Raw genomic sequence first — 19,641 nt, forward strand, 5'->3', positions numbered from 1 at the left:
ACACAGGGAAAATGAGTTTAGCTTAGCTAAGAATCACATAAATGCAATTGTGAATTTCTGAGGTTTTACTAAACATAGCTTAGCTAAATTTAAAGGAATTAAAAAAGAGAATTTTATGCTTCATCTAAAGGAAACAGAATTTAGATATAATGCTAAAATTCAAGGTCAAGATTTGTATAAAATCTTATTAAAAATGATAAGAAATAATTCGCTTAAGTTTAATTGAGCCTAAAATTTTATTAAAGTTGATAAGCCAAAATACTATTAAAGTATCTTGAGCTAAAAATTTATTAAAATGGCCAAGCTAAAAGCTTACTAAATTTAACTTAGCTTTTTTATGAATGAACTAAGCTATGAAATTTAAGTATTTAGAAAAAATCCTCTATATTTTTTATCATTATGTTTTCAGCCTCTATTTGATTGATAGTTGCTCTAAACAGTGCGGCATTTGCAAGTGTTTTGGAGTATTCGTGTAGGTGTTTGCGAAAAAGTTTCACAGCTTCCTTGCCATAGTGTTTTAACATAGCCTCAAAATGATAAAGTATAAGTTCTTTTTTTAGTTCTTTGCTTATGCTTTTTTCGTGTTTTAGCTCATAAAAGATCCAAGGCTTACCCACACTTGCCCTGCCTATCATAAAGGCATCTGCCTTTGTGCTTTTTTGAACCTCTTTGAAATTATCTTTGTTTATGTCCCCATTTGCTATGATAGGGATCTTAACAGCCTCTTTTGCTTCTAAGATAGCCTCATAATCAGCCTTGCCGCTGTAAAGCTGCTTGGCAGTTCTTGCGTGTATGCTAACAAAGTCAGCCCCAGCCTCCTCGCAAGCCCTTGCTATGAGCTTTGGATACTTATCCTTAAAGCCTAGCCTGAATTTAACGCTAACTGTTCTTTTTTTGCTATGTTTTTTTATGGTGTCAACAAGTCTTTTAAGCAGATCTAGATCATTAAGCAAGGCTGATCCTGCATTTTGTTTGATCACCTTTGAAACAGGACAGCCACAGTTAAGATCTATGCCGTCTATAAAGTCAAACTCATTTAGGATTAAAACAGCCTTTTTAATTATTTCTTCGTTGCTTCCTGCGATCTGAACTATGTAAGGAGCTTCGCTTTCATTTTTTTGAAGCATTTTGAGGGTTTTTTTACTTTCAAAGACCAAGGCATTTGAGCTTATCATCTCGCTTATGGTAAGATCAGCTCCAAATTTTTTAACCACATCCCGAAAGGGCAGATCGCTAAAACCTGCCATAGGAGCTAATACCAAGGGCTTTTGTGAAAAATCTATCACTGTATGATCTTGTATAGATCTATTTTTATATTATTTTCTCTAGCCATTAGCACTATTTTAAAATCATCAAAGCCCTTTTGGGTATTGCTTAATTCAAGCCTTAATTCATCAAACAAGGCAAGTTCAGCCAAGATAAAAAGATAGCCTCTTAGTGCTTCTAAATGTGTGCTTTTAAGCCTTCTAAAAATGGCTATGAGTGCGTCTGGATCAAGCTTTTTAACGCTTAGTTTTGCAATTTGTAGATAGGCTTTTTCATCAAAGCTTGTTGAGCTAATTATATGCTCATACTCACTAGGGCTAAGCTTTAAGGAGTCATTTTCAAATCTTTGTATAAGCTCTAAGCTTTGAGCAGCACTTTTTGGAAATCTTAGGGTTTTAATTTGCTCCTCATTGCCCTTTTTAAGCACCTCCTCAAAGGCTAGCTCGTCAATTTCATCATGGGCTTCTTTTTTGTGTCTGATCTTTGAGTAGGCATAGTTTAGATCGTTTTTGATAAGATTTTTTTCATTTGCTACAAAGATGGGATTATCCTCATCAAGCTTGAATTTTTTAAGGCTTAAACCCTTGCCCTCTTTAAGCTCATTAAGCAGATCAATGCCCTCATTAAAGCTATCAAAGCCGTTAAGCTTTCTTTGCATTTTAAGGCTTTGAGTAAGCTCGGCAGCATTTTTAAACTCCTTTGTTTTAAAATTTAATTTTGGGGTTTTTTCTAAGAGTAAATCCTTAACAAAGGCTTCAAATTTACTTGCATCGTCAAAAAAATGCTTATACTTGATAAAACGCAAAAGCGAATAAAAACTCATATGCACAAAAGAGGCAATAAATAGCAAAAATACAGGGATTAAAACCCAGATCACAATAGGTAAGTTAATGATATAAGAGCCAAACTCCACTGTGTAATTATCTGAATTTAAATGAAAAACAAGAGCACCTAGCAATACCATATAAATTATGCTAGCAAGTATATAAAGCTTAATCTTCATTTTTTCTCCTTTTCTATGATTTCACGGCAACTCACACAGTATCTTGCGTGAGGCTTGATTTTAAGTCTATTTAAGGCTATGTCATCAGCACAAAGCTCACAAATTCCATAATTTTTTTGCTTGATCTTGCTTAAAGAACGGTCTATGTCTTTAAGCTCTTGTTTGAGATTATCATCTATGGTGTTTTCTATTTGAGAGCTTGTGTTGATTAAAGAAAAATCAATGCTATCATTAGGCTCACTATTATGAAGTCCTTCAAGCTCTTTAAGATCATCATCAAGCTGTTTTATGATGAGATCCTTTCTTTGTTCTAAGATAGTTTGAAAATTATTCAATGATCTTTTGTCCATTCTTAGTCCTTGTGATAGGGATGATTATTTAGTATGCAAAAGCCTCTGTAAAGCTGCTCTAAGAGTAAAATTTTAGCCAAATGATGAGCCAAACTTAGCCTACTTAGTGAAAGCACCAAATCAAATTCACTCAAAAAGCTCTTCTCAAAGCCATAAGCACCTCCTATGAAAAAACAAAGCTCGTTTTTATCCTTTAAAAGCGTGGCAAATTCAGAGCTTGTGAATTCTTTTCCACCCTCATCTAAAATTACACAAAAGCCTTTTTTATAAGGCTTTAAAGCTTCGCTGTAAGCTTTTTGAGCTGCCTTTTTTCCCTGCTTTTGGGCTAAATTTATTTGTTTGTTAAAAAGGCAAAGATCATAAAAATTAGTGAAATTTAAGAGTAGTTTTGTGAATTTTTCGTTTAGGGGCTTAAATTCAGGGGAGTTTTTTTGAATGCTATACACAAAAAGCTTCATTTTAATCCTTCATAAAAAGCCCTAGAAAATGGCTTAGGAATTTTTTATGCTCACTTCTTGGCACTATGGCATCAATTAGTCCGTGCTCAAGCAAAAACTCAGCCCTTTGAAAGCCCTCTGGCAAATCAGCTCCTATGGTCTGCTTAATCACCCTTGCACCTGCAAAGCCCACAAGCGCTCCGGGCTCAGCTATGATAAGATCTCCTAAAAAGGCAAAGCTAGCAGAAACCCCGCCCATAGTAGGATCGCTTAAAATGCTAATGAAGGGCAGTTTTTCCTCAGCTAAGAGCTTTAAGGCTGCACTTGTTTTGCTCATTTGCATTAAAGAAAAGGTGCTTTCTTGCATTCTTGCACCTCCTGAGGCTGAGATTATTACAAGAGGATTTCTGGCCTCAATGGCTCTTTTTGCAGCCCTAACTACCTTTTCTCCCTCCACAGAGCCCAAGGATCCTCCCATAAAGGAGAAATCAAAAATGACAAGCTGAACCTTTCTTTTTTCTATCAAACACTCCCCACTAAGAACAGCAGATCTTCGTCCCGTCTTAGCCTCACTTTCTTCAAGCCTTTTTTTATAAGACTTGCTATCTACGAATTTAAGGGGATCAATTGCTGTTAGGTTGGCATCAAATTCAACAAAACTATTCTCATCAACAAGCAGTTCTAATCTCTCAAAGGGGGTAATTCGCATATGAAAGCCACACTTAGGACAGACATTAAAATGCATTTGTATTTCTTTATAATACATCAAAGCACTACAATTACTGCATTTAATCCAGTGATTAGGAGCCTCGTGAGGCTTTGCTTGCTTTCTTCTAACGCTTGAAAAAATATCTGAAAAATTCATCATTTTTGCCTTTAAAAATCTCACATTTTAACAAAGCTTAAATTTAATCTTGCTTAATTGCGCAAATTTTTCATCAAAACCTAGTTCCCATACTAAATTCAAAGCGATTTACATCATCCCTTGGCTTAGCATTAAGAGGTCTTGCAAAGATGAGCTGCAAGGGTCCTATGGGGGTGATCCATTCTATATTTACTCCTGTGCTATATCTTTGCTTGCTTTTGCCCTTTCCCAGTTCTTTTCTGCCTATGGCTCCAAAGTCAAAGAATAAGGCTCCTCTTAGCTTGATTCTATCTATAATGGGAAAGCTTAGCTCAACTGAATTTGAAAAGGCGATGGTGCCTCCTTCTTCAAAGCCATAAGCATTCTTAGGGCTTACAGTTCTATTTGCAAAGCCCCTTAATGAGCTTATGCCTCCTAGGTAAATTCTTTGATTTATGGGAAGTTTGCCTCGATCAAAGATCTTATAAAATCTAGCCTTGTAGCGATAAATCAGATCAAGTCCTATAAATTCACTTAATCCTTGATAAAAATTAAAATTTGAGCTAGATGCTAGGAATTTTTGATCCCCTCCAAGTCCTGCATATTCTAAGCTTGTTGAGGCTATGATCCCACTTCTTGGCAAATAATAATCATCCGTGTTGTTAAAGCTTATAAAGGGAGTTACAGAGCTTTTCGTGCTTACTCCAAGCTCATAGCCTGATAAAATAAGTGTTTGAGTTAGAGAGTAGATATTGCTTTTTTCTAGATTATAGGTTAAACCTGTGCTAAAATACCTCCAAAAAGATCGTCCCAAGGTAAGATCAAAGCCTCTATTTCTTTCGCTATAAGTATCCCAAAAGTATTCATTTGCATAAACAGTGGCTCCAAGACTGTATAAAGAATCTCTTATTCTAGGATTTGTAAGCCCTATCCTACCTGAAAGATAGGTATCGCTTCTATCTATGTTGACAATGCTTCTAATGCCTGTGCCAAAGATATTTGTATCAGATAAAGAGGCATTAAGCAAGAGTCCGTCTGTTGAGCCATAGCCAATCCCTCCTGAGATACTGCCTGTGCTAGCTTCTTTTACCTCCACTCTTAGATCTATTTGAGTTTCATTTATCCTTTCTTCTTTTATGTTTGCCTCGTCAAAATATGAGGTTCTTTTTAGGGCATTTTCTGATTCTTGAAGATCACTTTTGTGATATAAATTTCCCTCTGTTACAAAAAGCTCTCTACGAACTACCCTATCTGCTGTGCGTGAATTTCCTGTTATAACAACATTTCTTATATAAACCTTTTCATTAGGCTGCACCCTAAAAACTATGCTAGCTGTGAGCTCGTATTCGTTTTTTTGAATGTCAGGATAAACTTGTGCAAAGGCATAGCCTAAATTTGCTGTGTCTGTTTGTATGCTTTCTATGTCTGATCTTATTTTTTCTATGTTTGCTATCTTGCCCACTTTTGTTTTAAGCTTTTTTGCCTTCTTTGCATTAGTTTTTTCATCAAAAACAGGATTTTCTATGCTTAGATCTGTAATCTTATACCTTCCACCCTCTTTTATAAAATAGCTAAGATCTGCTGTGTATGCCTTCATATCTGTTTTAAGATAAGCAGGAGATACCTTAACATCTAAATACCCCCTCTTCATATACTCATCAGCTATCCTAGCACTGTCATTTGTAAGCTCAAAGATCTTCAAAGCTCCGTCATTTCTCCCCCACATCCAGCCCATAAATTCTCTTTCTTTGTTAGCTAGGACAGGTTCTACCTTGCCATATCTTAGTCTTTTGCTTCCACTTAAAAGCACATTTTTTATGATGATGTTTTCCCCTCTATTTATGGTGAAATTTAGCTGTAAGCCCCTAGAATTACTCAAAGGCTCAGTGCTTACATCAACTATGGTATCAAAATACCCCTTCGCATCGTAAAACATCCTTATCCTCTCGGCTGCTTCCTTAACAGAACCCTCATCGTAAAGATAGCCTTTTTTTATGTTTAAAATGCTTTCAACCTGCTTTTTATCATTTGAAGCAACCCCTGTGATCTCAATGCGAGCTATGCTTTGCTTTTGACTTAGCTTAAAGATTATTTTGCCACCTTCTTGTTCTACAACTATGTCGCTAAAATAATTTTGCTTGTATAAATTCAAAATGGCTTCGTTTATTCTTTTTTCGCTAAGCTCCTCTCCTATTTCAAGGGTGGTGATATTAAGAGCACTTTGATCTGAAAGCTGGCTAAGTCCTATGAATTCTATCTCTGTTATCTTTATAGCAAAGGAAAAACTACATATAAAAACAAATATAAGGCATTTTTTCATACATTTTTTACCTAAAATTCAAAAATAAACTTGTATAATAGCTTACAAAATTTAATAACAAGTTTTATATTTTTAGGATATATAGTATGAAGGTAGCCATTTTAGGACTTGGCTTAATGGGCGGCAGCTTAGGGCTTTGCTTGAAAGAAAACAAATTTATCTCTTGCGTTTTTGGTTATGATATAGATAAAAAAAATGCAAATTTAGCCTTAAAGCTAGGCTTGATCCACGAGCTAATGGATAAATTTAGTCTTGAAACACTTACAAAGTGTGATATAGTAGTTCTTGCCACCCCTGTTGATGCCATAGTTTCTCTTGTTAAAAAACTAGCAGATCTGCCTCAAAACACCACCATAATAGAGCTTGGAAGCACAAAAACAAGGATCATAAAAGCCACTCCCAAAAAACTAAAACCTCACATAATCTACGCCCATCCTATGTGTGGCACTGAAAATAGCGGTGCGGCGGCTGCTTTTAAGGAGCTTTATAGCAATGCTGTGTGTGTTTTGTGTGATAGCGAGGAGGCTGATGATTTACATCAAAAAAGAGCGGTTGAAATTTTTTCTCATCTTGGAATGAAAATCGTCTTTATGGATAGCAAGGCACACGATCATCACGCAGCCATCATCTCGCACCTTCCTCACGCCATTAGCTTTGCCTTGGCAAATTTTGTGATGAAAGAAGAGGATAAGAAAAATATAGTGCATTTGGCTGGGGGTTCTTTTAAGGGTATGAGCCGCATTGCAAGATCAAGTCCTATAATGTGGCAAAGTATTTTCGAGCAAAACAAGGCAAATTTAATCTCAAGCATAGAGCATTTTCAAAAAGAGCTTGAATTTTGCAAAAAAATGATAGCTGATGATGATGAAAAGGCACTTAAAGCTTGGATGAGTGCGGCAAATAAACTAAGGGAGTTTTTATGATGCAAGTTCTAGCTCATTTATCTAAGATTAAAACCCCAGCCTATGTCATAGAAGAAGAGGCTTTAAGGAGAAACTGCGAAATTCTAGCACATATAGCCCAAAAAAGTGGGGCAAAGGTGCTACTCGCCTTAAAGGGCTTTGCCTTTTCTCGTGCTTTGAAAATAGTAGGCGAGTATTTGGACGGAGCTACTTGCAGTGGGCTTTGGGAGGCGAAATTCGCAAAAGAATTTATGGATAAAGAAATTCACACCTTTAGCCCAGCTTTTAAGGAGGATGAATTTGACGAAATTTCCACGCTTTCAAATCATATAATTTTCAACTCACTCTCTCAACTAGGGCGTTTCAAGGACAAAGCCTTGCAAAAAAATTGTCAAATAGGGCTTCGCTGCAATGTTGAATTTTCACTAGCCCCAAAAGAGCTTTACAATCCTTGCGGACGCTTTTCAAGGCTTGGAATTTTGGCAAGTGATTTAAAAAAAGCCTTTGAAAAAGGCGAGTTAGAGGGAGTGAGCGGACTTCATTTTCACGCACTTTGTGAGGAAAGTGCAGACAGCTTAAAACTAGTTTTGAGCGAGTTTGAGGCGAAATTTGGCAAGTTTTTGCCAAAGATGAAGTGGGTGAATTTTGGAGGAGGGCATCACATAACAAAAAAGGGCTATGACACAGAGCTTTTAATCGCCTTGTGTAAGGACTTTGCGGATAAATATGGGGTGCAGGTGCTTTTAGAGCCCGGAGAAGCAGTGGGCTGGGAGGTTGGCACGCTCGTGGCTAGCGTGATTGATTTGGTAAAAAATGAAAAAAACATCGCTATTTTAGATACTTCAAGCGAGGCGCATATGCCTGATACCATTATAATGCCATATACTAGTGAGGTGGCAAATGCTAGAATCCTTGCTACAAGGGATGGTGAAAAGATTTCAGCCTTACAAAAAGACGAATTTGCTTATCTTTTGGGTGGCAATACCTGTTTGGCTGGCGATATAATGGGAGCATATGCCTTTAAAAAGCCTTTAAAGTGCAAAGATAAGGTAGTTTTTTTAGATCAAGCACATTATAGCATAGTAAAAAACACCACCTTCAATGGGGTAATCTTGCCAAATTTGCTTTTTTTAAGGGCTGATGGCGAGCTTGAAATGGTAAGGGACTTTGATTATGAGGAATATAGACGAAGAAACTAGGCTTAAATCTTAAAAATTTGTTAAATTTTAGTTCTTTTTTAAGAATTTCATATTATAATTTCAAAATAATTTATCTCTTTTATAAAAATGTTGATTTTTCACTACGCTAGAAATCCACTCTTTAAAAATTTAAATCTTGTTAAGAAGCTTACAAGAAAATTCTAGCTTTCAACCACACTTGCTTTGTTTTTAAAGTTTTGTCTGCATATATCAATGGCTTTAAAAAAAAGATAAATAATTCACAGTCACACTTTACAATCAAAAAAATTCCACAAAAAAGAGGTTTTATGGAGAAAAAACAAAGAACGCATATTCCTGTTGAGGGGTATCAAATGGAAGATTTAAAGGTCTTAGATTTAGACAATCTAATCAAAATCGCAAACGAGCTTGGCATAGAAAATCCACGCGAATTTCGCCGCCAAGAGCTTATCTTTGAGATACTGCGCACTCAGACCAAGGCCGGTGGCTTCATACTTTTCACGGGTATTTTAGAAATCACAGCTGAGGGATATGGCTTTTTAAGGGCTATGGATGCAAATTTAAGCGACAGTGCAAATGATGCCTATGTGTCAAACTCTCAAATTCGCAAATTTGCCCTACGTGTGGGCGACATTGTTACAGGGCAGGTGCGTGAGCCAAAGGATCAAGAGAAGTATTACGCACTTTTGAAAATCGAGGCGATTAACTATGTCCCCTTGCAAGAGGCAAAAGAAAGGGCGCTTTTTGACAACCTAACCCCCATCTTTCCCACAGAAAAGATTAAGCTTGAATACGAGCCAAACAAGCTAACAGGCAGGGTTTTAGACCTTTTTACGCCCATAGGAAAGGGGCAAAGAGGACTTATTGTCGCACCCCCTCGCACAGGCAAAACCGAGCTTATGAAAGAATTAGCCACAGCCATTGCGAGAAATCACCCAGAAATGCACCTAATTGTCTTGCTTGTAGATGAACGCCCAGAAGAAGTAACGGATATGCAAAGATGCGTGAAAGGCGAAGTGTTTAGCTCTACCTTTGATTTACCTGCCTACAACCACGTGCGCGTGGCAGAGCTAGTCATAGAAAAGGCAAAAAGAATGGTAGAAATGGGAAGCGATGTCATCATTTTGCTTGATAGCATTACAAGGCTTGCAAGGGCTTATAACACCGCTACGCCAAGTTCTGGCAAGGTTTTAAGCGGTGGCGTTGATGCAAATGCCTTGCATAAGCCAAAACGCTTTTTTGGAGCAGCTAGAAACATAGAAAATGGAGGCTCGCTCACCATAGTCGCAACCGCTCTCATAGACACAGGCTCGCGTATGGATGATGTGATTTTTGAGGAATTTAAAGGCACGGGAAATAGCGAAATAGTGCTTGATAGAAGCATATCAGACCGTAGAATTTATCCAGCTGTAAATATAGTAAAATCAGGCACACGCAAAGAAGAGCTCTTGCAAGGGGCTGAAAGCTTGCCTAAAATTTGGGCTATGCGTTCGGTAATTTCTCAAATGGATGATGCCGAGGCTTTGAAATTTCTTTTCTCAAAGATGCTTAAAACGAAAAATAACATAGAGTTTTTGTCTATAATGAATGAGGGCTAGGGATTTTGCTGATAAAGTTAGCTTTTAAAGGAGCTTAAAAAGGTGTTGGGCTGATTTTGGTGTGAATTTTAGGCTTTTTTTGTGAATTTTAGCCCTTTTTGTAGGCTTTTTGAATTTGGCTTGGTTTGTCTTTTGGCGATAAATTGATTTTAGCGAACTCGGCAGACCGCGTTCGCTTTTAGTCTAGCTTTCGTCCGTTAAAATCAATTTCTCGCTCGAAATACTGCACCTTGATTTTAAATTTACTGAAAATTCACGCAAGCGTGAATTTTCGCTGTGATTTTGAGCGAATTTGTTGAATTCACGCACGAAGTGTGTAATAAAAACTCCTTCCTTGCGGACGGGTCCTACAACCCTTAGCTTGCAACTTAATGGGTTGGGGATCTTTGTGAATTTAAGTATTTTTGTAGGATTTTGAATTTGGCCGATTAAAATTCACAAGCTAGGCTGGTTCGTTCAGATTACAGAACACAGAAGATAGATAACAGAAGAAGGATATTTAAATAGGCTCAAGACAACTTAAGCTCAAATAAAAAAGCTTTAAGTTATGATTACAGCGATGAAAAACAAGTATATCAATTGTTTCAAAATTTCAGAGGCTAAATTTAAAGAAATTGTATAGTTATGTTTGCCTTGATATTAAAGCCACAAAACTTGCAAAATTAAGCAACAATTCTTGCCAAAGCATCAATAAAATAATCAAAAATATTAGAATTTTAATCTCCAAATAATGTGAAAAAATTTCAAAAAGGAGAGATTGAAATAGCTAAGAGTTATTTTTTACTTCGTTTCGTCTTGCAACTGCGTAGTAAAAGGTTTACTAAAACGAAATGGGCAAGTTTATACTTAGCTTGTAAAAGCTTGCTTGGCTAAGAAGCTCTTTTCTGTGGGATTTAAGCGATATAAGCAAGACGAAATTTTAGTGCTTGGCTATTTATGATGGTTTAGTTGATTTTTTACAACGCTAGGCTTGCAACTGCGTAGTAAAAGGAGCAAAGTTATAGAGTGAGACACAGAGAAAATGAGTTTGCAAAAGGCACAAATCATATAAATGACATTGATAATTTCTGAGGCTTTGCATAGATTAAGCAAGTTTAAAGGAATCAGAAATTTTATACTTCATTTGAAAGAAACAAAATTAATGCGAAAATTTTGAGACAAAATATTTATCAAAATTTATGAAAGTTGATAATACAAAATCTGCTTAAGTTGTCTTGAGCCTTAAATATATATTTAATTTTGCGTGAATTTCTTTTGCCACAAAGTCCGTATTCTGTAATCCGTCCTCTATGATCTGTATAAGGTTCTATTTTAACATCTTCTCAATGGGCAGCACCAAAATAGAACTTGCCCCTTCTTTTTTCAGCCTCTCCATAGTCTCCCAAAAAAGAGTTTCCTTGCTTACCATATGCAAGGCTACATTGTCCTCATCATTTGCCAAAGACAGGATCGTAGGCTTTTCCATACCAGGAAGCAAGGATTTTATCTTTTCAAGCCTATTTTTAGGAGCGTGTAGCATTATATATTTGCTCTCTCTTGCTTGCATAAGCCCTTCTATGCGTAAAAGTAGCCTTGCGGTAAGTTCTTGTAATTCCTTTGACAACTTAGCTTTTTTTTGTATCAAACAAGCCTTTGATCTATAAATTGTTTCTACCTCTTTAAGCCCATTTGCTTGCAAGGTGGCACCACTTGAAACCAAATCACAAATTGCATCAGCCAAACCAGCCCTAACAGCCACCTCAACAGAACCTGTAAGCGTAAAATGCTTATACTCAATGCTATTTTCGCTCATAAATTTTTTTAAAAGCTGAGGATAAGAGGTGGCTATGCGAAGCCCCTTGAAATCATTAAGTCCTTTGTAGTTAAAATCCGCATCCATAGCCAAACTCAAACGACATCCTCCAAAGTCAAGCTTTTTAAGTAAGCGAAATTCAGCCCTTTGTCCTAGTTCTTGTCTTTGCAAGGCATTTTCTTCAAGGACATTTTCTCCTATTATGCCTAGATCCACCACCCCATCAAAAACAAGTCCAGGTATATCATCATCTCTAACCCTTAATAAATCAATAGGAAAATTCGTTGCAAAGGCGATTAGATTGTGTTCGTGTATATGCATCTTTATACCACAAGCCTTTAATAAATCTATACATTCCTTGCTTAAACGGCCTGATTTTTGCACTGCTATGCGAAGTCTTTGCATCTTTGTCCCTTTTGTGAATTTTGGCTTTTAAAATATTTTTAAAAAAGCAATTTTAGCACAAAATGCTTAAAAAAGCTAAAATTTAAAAGCCTCTCAAGCTTAGGATATTTTAAATACTTACTTTATATTATTGTAAGTATGATAAATTTTTAAGCTTAAATCAAAACAAAAAGAGTTGAGCTTAAGCTTTAATTAAATTTGACAGTTTAAGGAGGAAAAGATGTCAAAATTTAGCCAAATTGATCTTGGTTTAGCACCAAGGATAGAACTTAAAGAAAAACTAGGACTTACAGGCTGTGAGGTATCGCAAAACATACTTGCAGCTGGCAAGGAAGTGCCATTTTATCACGCTCACAAGCAAAATGAGGAGCTTTATGTCTTCTTAGAGGGCGAGGGTGAGTTTGAACTTGATGGGCAAATACTTGCCATCAAGGCAAATGAGGCTGTGAGGGTTTCTCCAAGCGTTATGCGTAAGATAAGGGCAAAGAGTAAGCTTCGCTTTTTATGCATTCAAGCGAAGGAAAATAGCCTCACACAGTGGAATGCAGATGATGGCATTATGGGGTGATTGTTTGTGTTAAAATGGCAAGCTTTGTGAATTTTAAGTGTTTTTGTGCTTTGAATTTTTACACAAATTTAAGCTAAAATTCATAAATTCGTTAAAATCAAAGTAAAAATTCATGCAAAGTGTGAATTTTTACGCACAAAGTGCGTTTTGAACGCCATTTGATAAGGCAAGTTCGAGGCGATTTCGTGGGTTGTGCCGCGAAAATCGCACAAGGCTAGGTAATGAAACCTGCCGCCGTGTGATTTTCGCAAACTCCCGCGAAAGTGTCCGCAAGACGAGCCGTTAAATGAGCAAAATTCAAAAAGAAAGGATAAACTAATGAAAAGACGAGCATTCTTAAAGTCATCATTATTGACTTTAACAGCGGTTGGCTTGGGTGTTCCAAGCCTTTTACAGGCTAAAAGCACAAAAAAAGGAGAAAAATTGAAGATAGCAGTGCTAGCAGCTAGTGGGAAGTCAGGAAAATTAATCACCTCTGAGGCCTTAAGTAGAGGACACACAGTTACAGCCTTTGTTAGAGATGCCAAGAAGATGAGTGAATTTAAGGGTTTAACTGTGATTGCCAAGGACATATTTAAGCTTGAGGCAAAGGATTTACAAGGCTATGATGCCATCATTGATGCCTTTGGGGTGTGGAAGGATTTTGATCTTTTCATAAAGCATATTCAGCACTTAGAGCAAATTCTAAGATCAAACACAGCCAAGCTTTTGGTAGTAGGCGGTGCTGGTAGCTTGTATGTGGATAAGGCTATGAAGACAAGGCTTATGGATGCGCCTGATTTTCCAGCTGCTTATAAACCAGCAGCAAGTGCTCAAGGTGAGGTTTTAAACTTTTTAAGGCAGCAAAAAACACTAAATTGGGTCTATGTAAGCCCTGCGGCTGAATTTGTCTTTGATGCTCCAAAGACAAATAAATACAAGATTATAGGCGAGATCTTTGAGACAAACTCAAAGGGGCAAAGTAGGGTAAGCTATGCAGATTACGCTGCTGCTATGCTTGATCTTGCTGAGGATGCCAAGATAAACAAGCAAAGAGTAGGAGTGATCGGCTTGTAGGCATTTTAAACTTTGTTTAAATTCAAAAGGCAGATTTAAACTGCCTTTGAAAAATCTCTTTTTATAAAAAAGCCCTTTTCTTTCATAGAATTCTTTTGTGTTTAGCCTTTTTAAAAAGATTGCTTTTTTATAAAAAGGCCTTTTTTATCACAAATTGCATTACAAACTAGCCCTAACAGCCACCTCAACAAAATCTATAAGTGTAAAATGCTTATACTCAATGCCATTCAGTTCTCTTTTACTATCAACTTTTTTAAAAAGGCTTATTTTTTATAAATAAAATTCACAATGTGAATTTTTTGTCTTTTTCTTAAAAGATAAAGATACTCTAACAGAATTTTATCTTATCAATTTAAGCAAATTTTGATTAGAATATTGCCTTAAATTTTTTGTCTTAATTTCTTTTAAATGAAGGATAAAATTTTCTTTTTTAGCCTTTAAATTTAGCTAAACTAAACCTTGCAAAGCCCTTTCTGTTTGCAGTTGTAAGACAAAACAAAGCAAAAAATCCACAATTTTGTTGATATGATTTCATCCCTTTGCAAACTCGTTTTTAGAGTGTTTTACCCCCATAACTTTGCTCCTTAAAATTGCAAGATAAAACGAAGCAAAAATCCACCAAGCCATCATAAGCTTTGAGGCTGTCGCTGTAAATCTCGCATTCGTTAAGCTCTGAAAAGTCCTTTATAATCGGTAGCAATTCTTTTGCAGAGCAATGTTTGAGTGTATAAACTCGTGCGATTTCGCTTAAATATCCTTTCTCGCAAAGGGACAAGAGGCTTAACAAAGTAAAACACAGATGTTTTGCGACCAGCCCCACGTCCACGCTTACCACGCACTCTTTTTGCACCTTGTGCTACGCAGTTACGAGTAAAGCCTTGTAAAAAATAACTCTCACTCTATTCAAGCTCACCGTTCATCTTATAAAGAAACTTCGTTTTGCTGACTTCTCGCACTCTTTAAGGGTTAAAATGCGAATTTCACGCAAAATTGCCTTCACACAAGCGCGAGTTATTTTGCAAAGTTTGGCGATTTTTCGCCTCTAAATCAATTCCCCAAAAGTTAGGGGCCTAAAAGGCTAAGTAAAAAATAACGCAAAATTTTCCTAAATTATATCTGCGAAATTCGGAAACGGACTTTTATTTTTCATAGGCGTTAACTTAAAAATCTTTCAATGTGGTTTAAGTTTAATTGAGCCTATAACTTTATCTTTGGCTACTTAAATGCCTATACTATCTCAGCAGATTCTGGCTTTTTGGCAAATTCAAGCAGATATTTGCTAGCTTATGAAAGCCTTAAATACTCCTTGCTTTGTCCAAGGCGGTAAAGGGCAAAGTCATATTTTATAGGATCCTTTGGATCAAAGCTTTGTAAAGTGCTTGTTAGCTCTAAAACAGCCTTAAAATCATAAACCTTCCTACTCATAAGCCCCAAATTCAAAGAAACCTTGTGGGTGTGAGTATCAAGGGGCATTAATAAATGAGCCTTATCTATACGGCTAAAAAGCCCAAGATCAAGCTCATCCTTTCTAACAAGCCAGCGCAAAAGCATATTATATCTTTTTAGAGGAGAGCTAGGCTGTTTGTCAAAGGGCTTGCCAAAGAAAAAATCATAGCCAAAACTCCTGTAAGAATTCACAGCTTGAACCTTATCAATAAAGGCTTTGATACTAGCTAGGATGGATTGATTTTTTTCATAGTGTTTAAAAAAAAGAGCTTCTAAGCTTTCTTCTTGTCTTAAACGGCGCAAGGTGATGAAAATTTCAATAAGATCTTTTGTGCTTTGAAAGCGGTATTTTAGCCCTTTAAGGCTTGTTTTAATAAGCTTTTCATCCTCTTTTAAAAGGGAAAAATCTAGCTTTTTTAAAAAATTCACTATGTTTTTAGCATTGCCATAAGCAAACAAGGCACAAAGTAAGCAAATAAACTCTGCATCCTCACTATTAGCGTGAATTTTAGCTATTTGCAAGGGATCAGGTTCTTTAAAAAGTCCTTCGTGAGTGTTTTTTTCGCTAACAAGTTTATCTAGGATCTTTTTAAGATTTTTTTTCATTTTTATCCAATACTTAAAATTCTTGCAAGGCTTTGAAGATTGCAAGGTGCAAAGATTTAAATTTGGCTAATTTGCAAAAAAGTGTTGATTTTTCACTCTAAGCTTATGGGCGAAGAATCCATTAAATTCAAGGCATTTCCATATAGCTTCGTGAATTATTGGCACACGCTTGCAATGACAAATATGGTATTTTGTCTAAGATCAATACTTTTTAAAAAATAGCCTTAAAATTAAAAGCTGTCGGCTAATTTTAATATAAGTTTTTTAAAAATTCAAAACCCTTTTTAAAAAACTTTTAAAAGCCTTTCAAGCTAAGTTTAAGAGCTAAAACGCAAAACTTTTTTAATGAAATTATGCTAAAATTTAGGCAAAAAGGACTTGAAAATGCAGATTTTATTTTATGAGAAATTAAGCAAAAACGAAAGGTGCGAGGCGTTAAAAAGACCTGCCATCAGTGCTAGGACTGAAATTCAAGCTGTGGTGGCAAAGATCATAAAAGAGGTGCGTGAGCTTGGAGATGAAGCCTTGATTAAACAGGCTTTGAGCTTTGATAAGGCTGAGATTTCAAGCATTCGCGTTGATGAAAGAGAGATAAAAAAGGCTAGCAAAGAACTTGATAGCAATTTAAAAGAAGCCATAAAAGTAGCTTATAAAAACATCAAAAAATTCCACGAGGCTCAGCTTTTTAAGCCCTTGAAAGTACAAACCATGAGGGGGGTTAATTGCGAGCTTATCTCTCGTCCTATTGAAACTGTGGGACTTTACATACCAGGAGGACTAGCTCCTCTTTTTTCAACTGCTTTGATGCTAGCACTTCCTGCAAAGATAGCAGGTTGTAAAAAGATCGTTTTAGCAAGCCCAGCCAAGATAAATGAAGCCATACTCTTTGTAGCAAGGCTTTGCGAGATAGATGAGGTGTATCAAATGGGTGGAGCTGGGGCGATTGCAGCCTTGGCTTATGGTACGCAAAGTGTTTGCAAGGTAGATAAGATTTATGGACCAGGAAATGCCTTTGTTACAGAGGCAAAAAGGCAGGTAAGTGCTGATATAAATGGTGCTAGCATTGATATGCAAGCAGGACCAAGCGAGGTTTTAATCATAGCTGATGCCAAGGCAAATGCTGAATTTATCGCACTTGATCTCTTATCGCAAGCAGAGCATGGGGTGGATTCTCAGGTGATCTTAGTTTGCGTAAATGAGGATCTAGCCCTTCGTGTGAGTAAGGCTGTGCAAATAGAACTTGAAAGGCTTCCTCGCAAGGAAATTGCTAAAAAATCAATAGCAAATTCACGCATCATCATAGCAAAGGATCTAAAACAGTGCATTGAGATCTCAAATGAATACGCACCAGAACACTTAATCATCCAAACCAAAAGCCCCCGTGAGCTTTTAGCTCACATAAACAATGCAGGATCCATCTTTTTAGGTGCTTACTCACCTGAGTCGATGGGAGATTATGCAAGTGGGACAAATCATGTTTTGCCAACTTATGCTCTTACAAAGACACATTCAAGCTTGAATTTAAGCGATTTTTGCAAGAAGATGACAGTGCAAGAATTAAGCAAAAAGGGCTTTAAAAAGCTAGCACCTAGCGTTGAAATTTTAGCCAAAGCCGAGCATTTAGAAGCACACAAAAGGGCTGTTAGCGTGCGTTTAAAATGCTTGTAGGCTACTGTTTTATTTTTTAAACTATAATGATTGAGCGTTTAAGTTAAAAAGGCTTTGTTGGTTTTAAGCGTATAAAGAAGGCTTGAATTTTAAAAAAATTCAAAGATTAAATTCAAACAAGGCTTTAAGCTTAAAATGACAAACAAAGCTTTAAAAAAGCTAAATTCACAAAAAGGATAAATATGAAATTTACAGGAAAAAATGTGCTAATTACAGGATCAAGCAAGGGCATAGGAGCTAGTATAGCTAGATTTTTAGCTGGTTTTGGCTTGAAGGTGTGGATAAATTATAGATCAAAACCAGAACTTGCAGATAGCTTAAAAAATGAGATCGAGCAAAAAGGAGGAAGTGCGGCTGTCATAAATTTTGACGCTAGCGATGAGGGTGCCTTTGAAGCAGGTCTAAGGGCTATCATAGAAGCAGATGGGGGACTTTCTTATCTTGTAAATAATGCAGGTATAACCAACGACAAGCTTGCCTTGCGTATGAAGATGGAGGATTTTTCAGCTGTTATCAATGCAAATTTAAACTCAGCCTTTTTAGGATGCAGGGAGGCCTTAAAGATTATGAGCAAGGCTCGTTTTGGAGCTGTGGTGAATATAGCCTCTATAGTTGGAGAAATGGGCAATGCAGGACAGAGCAATTACTCAGCCTCAAAGGGTGCTATGATAGCTATGAGCAAGAGCTTTGCCAAGGAAGGAGCAAGCAGAAACATCCGCTTTAACTGTGTAACCCCTGGCTTTATAAAAAGTGATATGACAGAGGCTTTAAGTGCTGAGATCAAAGAGGCTTATCTAGCCAATATACCCTTGAAGAGATTTTCTGAGCCAGAAGAGGTGGCAGCTGCTGTTGCCTTTTTGCTAAGTGATTATGCAAGCTACATAACAGGAGAGACATTAAAGATTAACGGCGGACTTTATATGTAGGCTTGCAAATTTTTTAATCTTTTGCAAAAATTTGACTTTATATGTAGCTTTGCAAATTTTTTAATCTTTTGCAAAAAAATGTTGATTTTGCTGTGAGTTTTTGTCATTTTAGCAAAGAAAGATCGTTTGATAAAAAAGCTAGCTGTCAAAAGAAACTTCGTTTTAAGCCTTAAAAAAAGTTAATTATCCACAGCCGCTTTGAATTTGCGAGGCAAAAAGGCTTTCTTGAGTTGCTTTGCTTATATTTAAAACAGACAAGGTTTGATTTTTATAAAAGAGCTAAATGTTCTTAAATTCACAAGGACGCGAGCCTTGTGAATTTTTCTTGGTTTTTATCTTTCAAGCTTATTTAAAGCTCTTAAAATTCAAGGTTTTTATTTACAAAAGAGCTTAATTTTATTTAAAATCTCAAATTTAGGTTTAGGATCTCAAATAAAAGATCAAAGATACAAGTTAAAAAGGAAACCAATGCGTATAAATCAATTCATCTCACATAATAGCGATTTTTCAAGACGTCAAGCAGATGAGCTAATCAAACAGGGCCTAGTTGAGCTTAAAACAAAAGAAAAAAATTCAAAAAATTCACCCAAAATAGCCAAACTTAGCGATACAGTTAGCAAGGATGATCTGGTGTTTATAAGGGGCAAAAGGCTCTTTATTAAGACCAAGTTTTCTTTGATAATCTATCATAAGCCAAAGGGTGAGCTAGTAAGTCATAAGGATGAAAGGGGTAGAAGAACTATTTATGAGAGTTTGCCGTGTGAGTTTAAAACCTGGCAAAGCGTTGGAAGGCTTGATTATGCAAGTACTGGATTATTAATTTTAAGCGACAGTGCTAAGATAGTATCATCCTTAATGAAGAGCGATTTAGAAAGAAAATACTATCTAAAAATCAAGGGAAAAATCAATGAAAAGGTGCTTGAGGCTATGCAAAATGGGCTTGAAATTCAGGGCTTAAAAGGAGCTCATCCTAAGAGTAAGTTAAAAACTATGAAGATAGCACCCTTTTTAAATTATGAGATCTTTGGAGAAAGTGGGGGATACACCAAGCTTAGAGTGCTTATTAAGGAGGGGCAAAATAGAGAGCTTCGTAGGTTTTTTGGCTTTTTTGATTTAAGGGTGATGGATTTGAAAAGGGTGGGCTTTGGTGTGATTGATCTTGGAAATTTAAAAGAGGGGAAATTTAGGTATTTTAGTCAAACTGAGTATGATAAATTAAGGGATTTTTTAAGATACACTAGATCAAGGAGTTAGAATAGGACATTTAAGCCTTTTT

The 19,641-nt window shown here is 36.4% G+C and carries 17 protein-coding genes and 3 pseudogenes; 10 read left to right on the plus strand and 10 right to left on the minus strand.

The window, feature by feature from the left end:
* Positions 1-226: pseudogene (locus DMC01_RS15100) on the plus strand (IS1595 family transposase); the annotation flags it as partial.
* A 142-nt stretch (positions 227-368) separates the two neighbouring features.
* Here DMC01_RS15100 and DMC01_RS07265 read toward each other — a convergent pair.
* The 6 genes from DMC01_RS07265 to bamA form a co-directional block, all read right to left on the minus strand.
* Positions 369-1,286, minus strand: a complete 918-nt coding sequence (locus DMC01_RS07265) for a tRNA dihydrouridine synthase (protein WP_142693592.1) — start codon at positions 1,284-1,286, stop codon at positions 369-371.
* Positions 1,283-2,269, minus strand: a complete 987-nt coding sequence (locus tag DMC01_RS07270; RefSeq protein WP_142693593.1) for a hypothetical protein — start codon at positions 2,267-2,269, stop codon at positions 1,283-1,285. The genes DMC01_RS07265 and DMC01_RS07270 overlap by 4 nt, the downstream gene beginning before the upstream one ends.
* A complete protein-coding gene (gene dksA, locus DMC01_RS07275; protein ID WP_142693594.1) occupies positions 2,266-2,619 on the minus strand; it encodes an RNA polymerase-binding protein DksA in 354 nt (117 codons plus the stop codon). Before dksA ends, DMC01_RS07270 begins: the two co-directional genes overlap by 4 nt.
* Positions 2,620-2,621: 2 nt before the next feature.
* Positions 2,622-3,077, minus strand: a complete 456-nt coding sequence (locus DMC01_RS07280) for a 23S rRNA (pseudouridine(1915)-N(3))-methyltransferase RlmH (RefSeq protein WP_142693595.1) — start codon at positions 3,075-3,077, stop codon at positions 2,622-2,624.
* A 1-nt stretch (position 3,078) separates the two neighbouring features.
* Positions 3,079-3,921, minus strand: a complete 843-nt coding sequence (gene accD / locus DMC01_RS07285) for an acetyl-CoA carboxylase, carboxyltransferase subunit beta (protein WP_142693596.1) — start codon at positions 3,919-3,921, stop codon at positions 3,079-3,081.
* Positions 3,922-3,994: 73 nt separating this feature from the next.
* Positions 3,995-6,220 carry an outer membrane protein assembly factor BamA gene (gene bamA / locus DMC01_RS07290; RefSeq protein WP_142693597.1) on the minus strand — a complete coding sequence of 742 codons (2,226 nt, stop codon included), beginning with the start codon at positions 6,218-6,220 and terminating at the stop codon, positions 3,995-3,997.
* 86 nt (positions 6,221-6,306) lie between these two features.
* Here bamA and DMC01_RS07295 point away from each other — a divergent pair, with 86 nt between their 5' ends.
* The 4 genes and pseudogenes from DMC01_RS07295 to DMC01_RS16180 all read left to right on the plus strand — a co-directional run bounded on the left by DMC01_RS07295 (position 6,307) and on the right by DMC01_RS16180 (position 11,080).
* Positions 6,307-7,143, plus strand: a complete 837-nt coding sequence (locus tag DMC01_RS07295; protein ID WP_142693598.1) for a prephenate dehydrogenase — start codon at positions 6,307-6,309, stop codon at positions 7,141-7,143.
* On the plus strand, positions 7,143-8,321 hold the full coding sequence (gene nspC, locus DMC01_RS07300) for a carboxynorspermidine decarboxylase (RefSeq protein ID WP_427846104.1): 1,179 nt from the start codon (positions 7,143-7,145) through the stop codon (positions 8,319-8,321). The genes DMC01_RS07295 and nspC overlap by 1 nt, the downstream gene beginning before the upstream one ends.
* Positions 8,322-8,608: 287 nt before the next feature.
* Complete coding sequence (gene rho / locus DMC01_RS07305; RefSeq protein ID WP_142693600.1) at positions 8,609-9,898, plus strand: transcription termination factor Rho; 1,290 nt, start codon at positions 8,609-8,611, stop codon at positions 9,896-9,898.
* Positions 9,899-10,445: 547 nt separating this feature from the next.
* Positions 10,446-11,080, plus strand: a pseudogene (locus DMC01_RS16180) (IS1595 family transposase).
* Between the two features lie 124 nt (positions 11,081-11,204).
* Here the strand turns inward: DMC01_RS16180 and hisG are convergent.
* Positions 11,205-12,095, minus strand: a complete 891-nt coding sequence (hisG, locus tag DMC01_RS07315) for an ATP phosphoribosyltransferase (RefSeq protein WP_142693601.1) — start codon at positions 12,093-12,095, stop codon at positions 11,205-11,207.
* Between the two features lie 220 nt (positions 12,096-12,315).
* On the opposite strand from hisG, the gene DMC01_RS07320 reads away from it, so the two are divergent.
* Positions 12,316-12,663, plus strand: a complete 348-nt coding sequence (locus DMC01_RS07320; RefSeq protein ID WP_142693602.1) for a cupin domain-containing protein — start codon at positions 12,316-12,318, stop codon at positions 12,661-12,663.
* A 110-nt stretch (positions 12,664-12,773) separates the two neighbouring features.
* Here DMC01_RS07320 and DMC01_RS07325 read toward each other — a convergent pair whose 3' ends face one another.
* Entirely contained in the window at positions 12,774-13,136 is a 363-nt protein-coding gene (locus DMC01_RS07325) for a hypothetical protein (RefSeq protein ID WP_142693603.1), read from the minus strand.
* Between DMC01_RS07325 and DMC01_RS07330 the strand changes: the two genes are divergently transcribed.
* On the plus strand, positions 13,087-13,719 hold the full coding sequence (locus DMC01_RS07330) for an NAD(P)-dependent oxidoreductase (RefSeq protein ID WP_142693604.1): 633 nt from the start codon (positions 13,087-13,089) through the stop codon (positions 13,717-13,719). The two genes, DMC01_RS07325 and DMC01_RS07330, sit on opposite strands and share 50 nt — an antisense overlap.
* A gap of 339 nt (positions 13,720-14,058) precedes the next feature.
* Here the strand turns inward: DMC01_RS07330 and DMC01_RS16610 are convergent.
* Together DMC01_RS16610 and DMC01_RS07340 are read right to left on the minus strand one after the other, a co-directional pair.
* Positions 14,059-14,642 (minus strand): annotated as a pseudogene (locus DMC01_RS16610) (transposase); the annotation flags it as partial.
* 361 nt (positions 14,643-15,003) lie between these two features.
* Entirely contained in the window at positions 15,004-15,771 is a 768-nt protein-coding gene (locus DMC01_RS07340) for a TIGR02757 family protein (protein ID WP_427846103.1), read from the minus strand.
* Positions 15,772-16,155: 384 nt separating this feature from the next.
* Between DMC01_RS07340 and hisD the strand changes: the two genes are divergently transcribed.
* From hisD to DMC01_RS07355, 3 genes are all read left to right on the plus strand, one after another.
* Positions 16,156-17,439, plus strand: a complete 1,284-nt coding sequence (gene hisD / locus DMC01_RS07345) for a histidinol dehydrogenase (RefSeq protein WP_142693605.1) — start codon at positions 16,156-16,158, stop codon at positions 17,437-17,439.
* Positions 17,440-17,621: 182 nt separating this feature from the next.
* Positions 17,622-18,365 carry a 3-oxoacyl-ACP reductase FabG gene (gene fabG, locus DMC01_RS07350; RefSeq protein ID WP_142693606.1) on the plus strand — a complete coding sequence of 248 codons (744 nt, stop codon included), beginning with the start codon at positions 17,622-17,624 and terminating at the stop codon, positions 18,363-18,365.
* 468 nt (positions 18,366-18,833) lie between these two features.
* A complete protein-coding gene (locus DMC01_RS07355; protein WP_142693607.1) occupies positions 18,834-19,619 on the plus strand; it encodes a pseudouridine synthase in 786 nt (261 codons plus the stop codon).
* Positions 19,620-19,641: the final 22 nt, after the last annotated feature.

The organism is Campylobacter troglodytis (assembly GCF_006864425.1).
Lineage (GTDB): Bacteria > Campylobacterota > Campylobacteria > Campylobacterales > Campylobacteraceae > Campylobacter_D > Campylobacter_D troglodytis.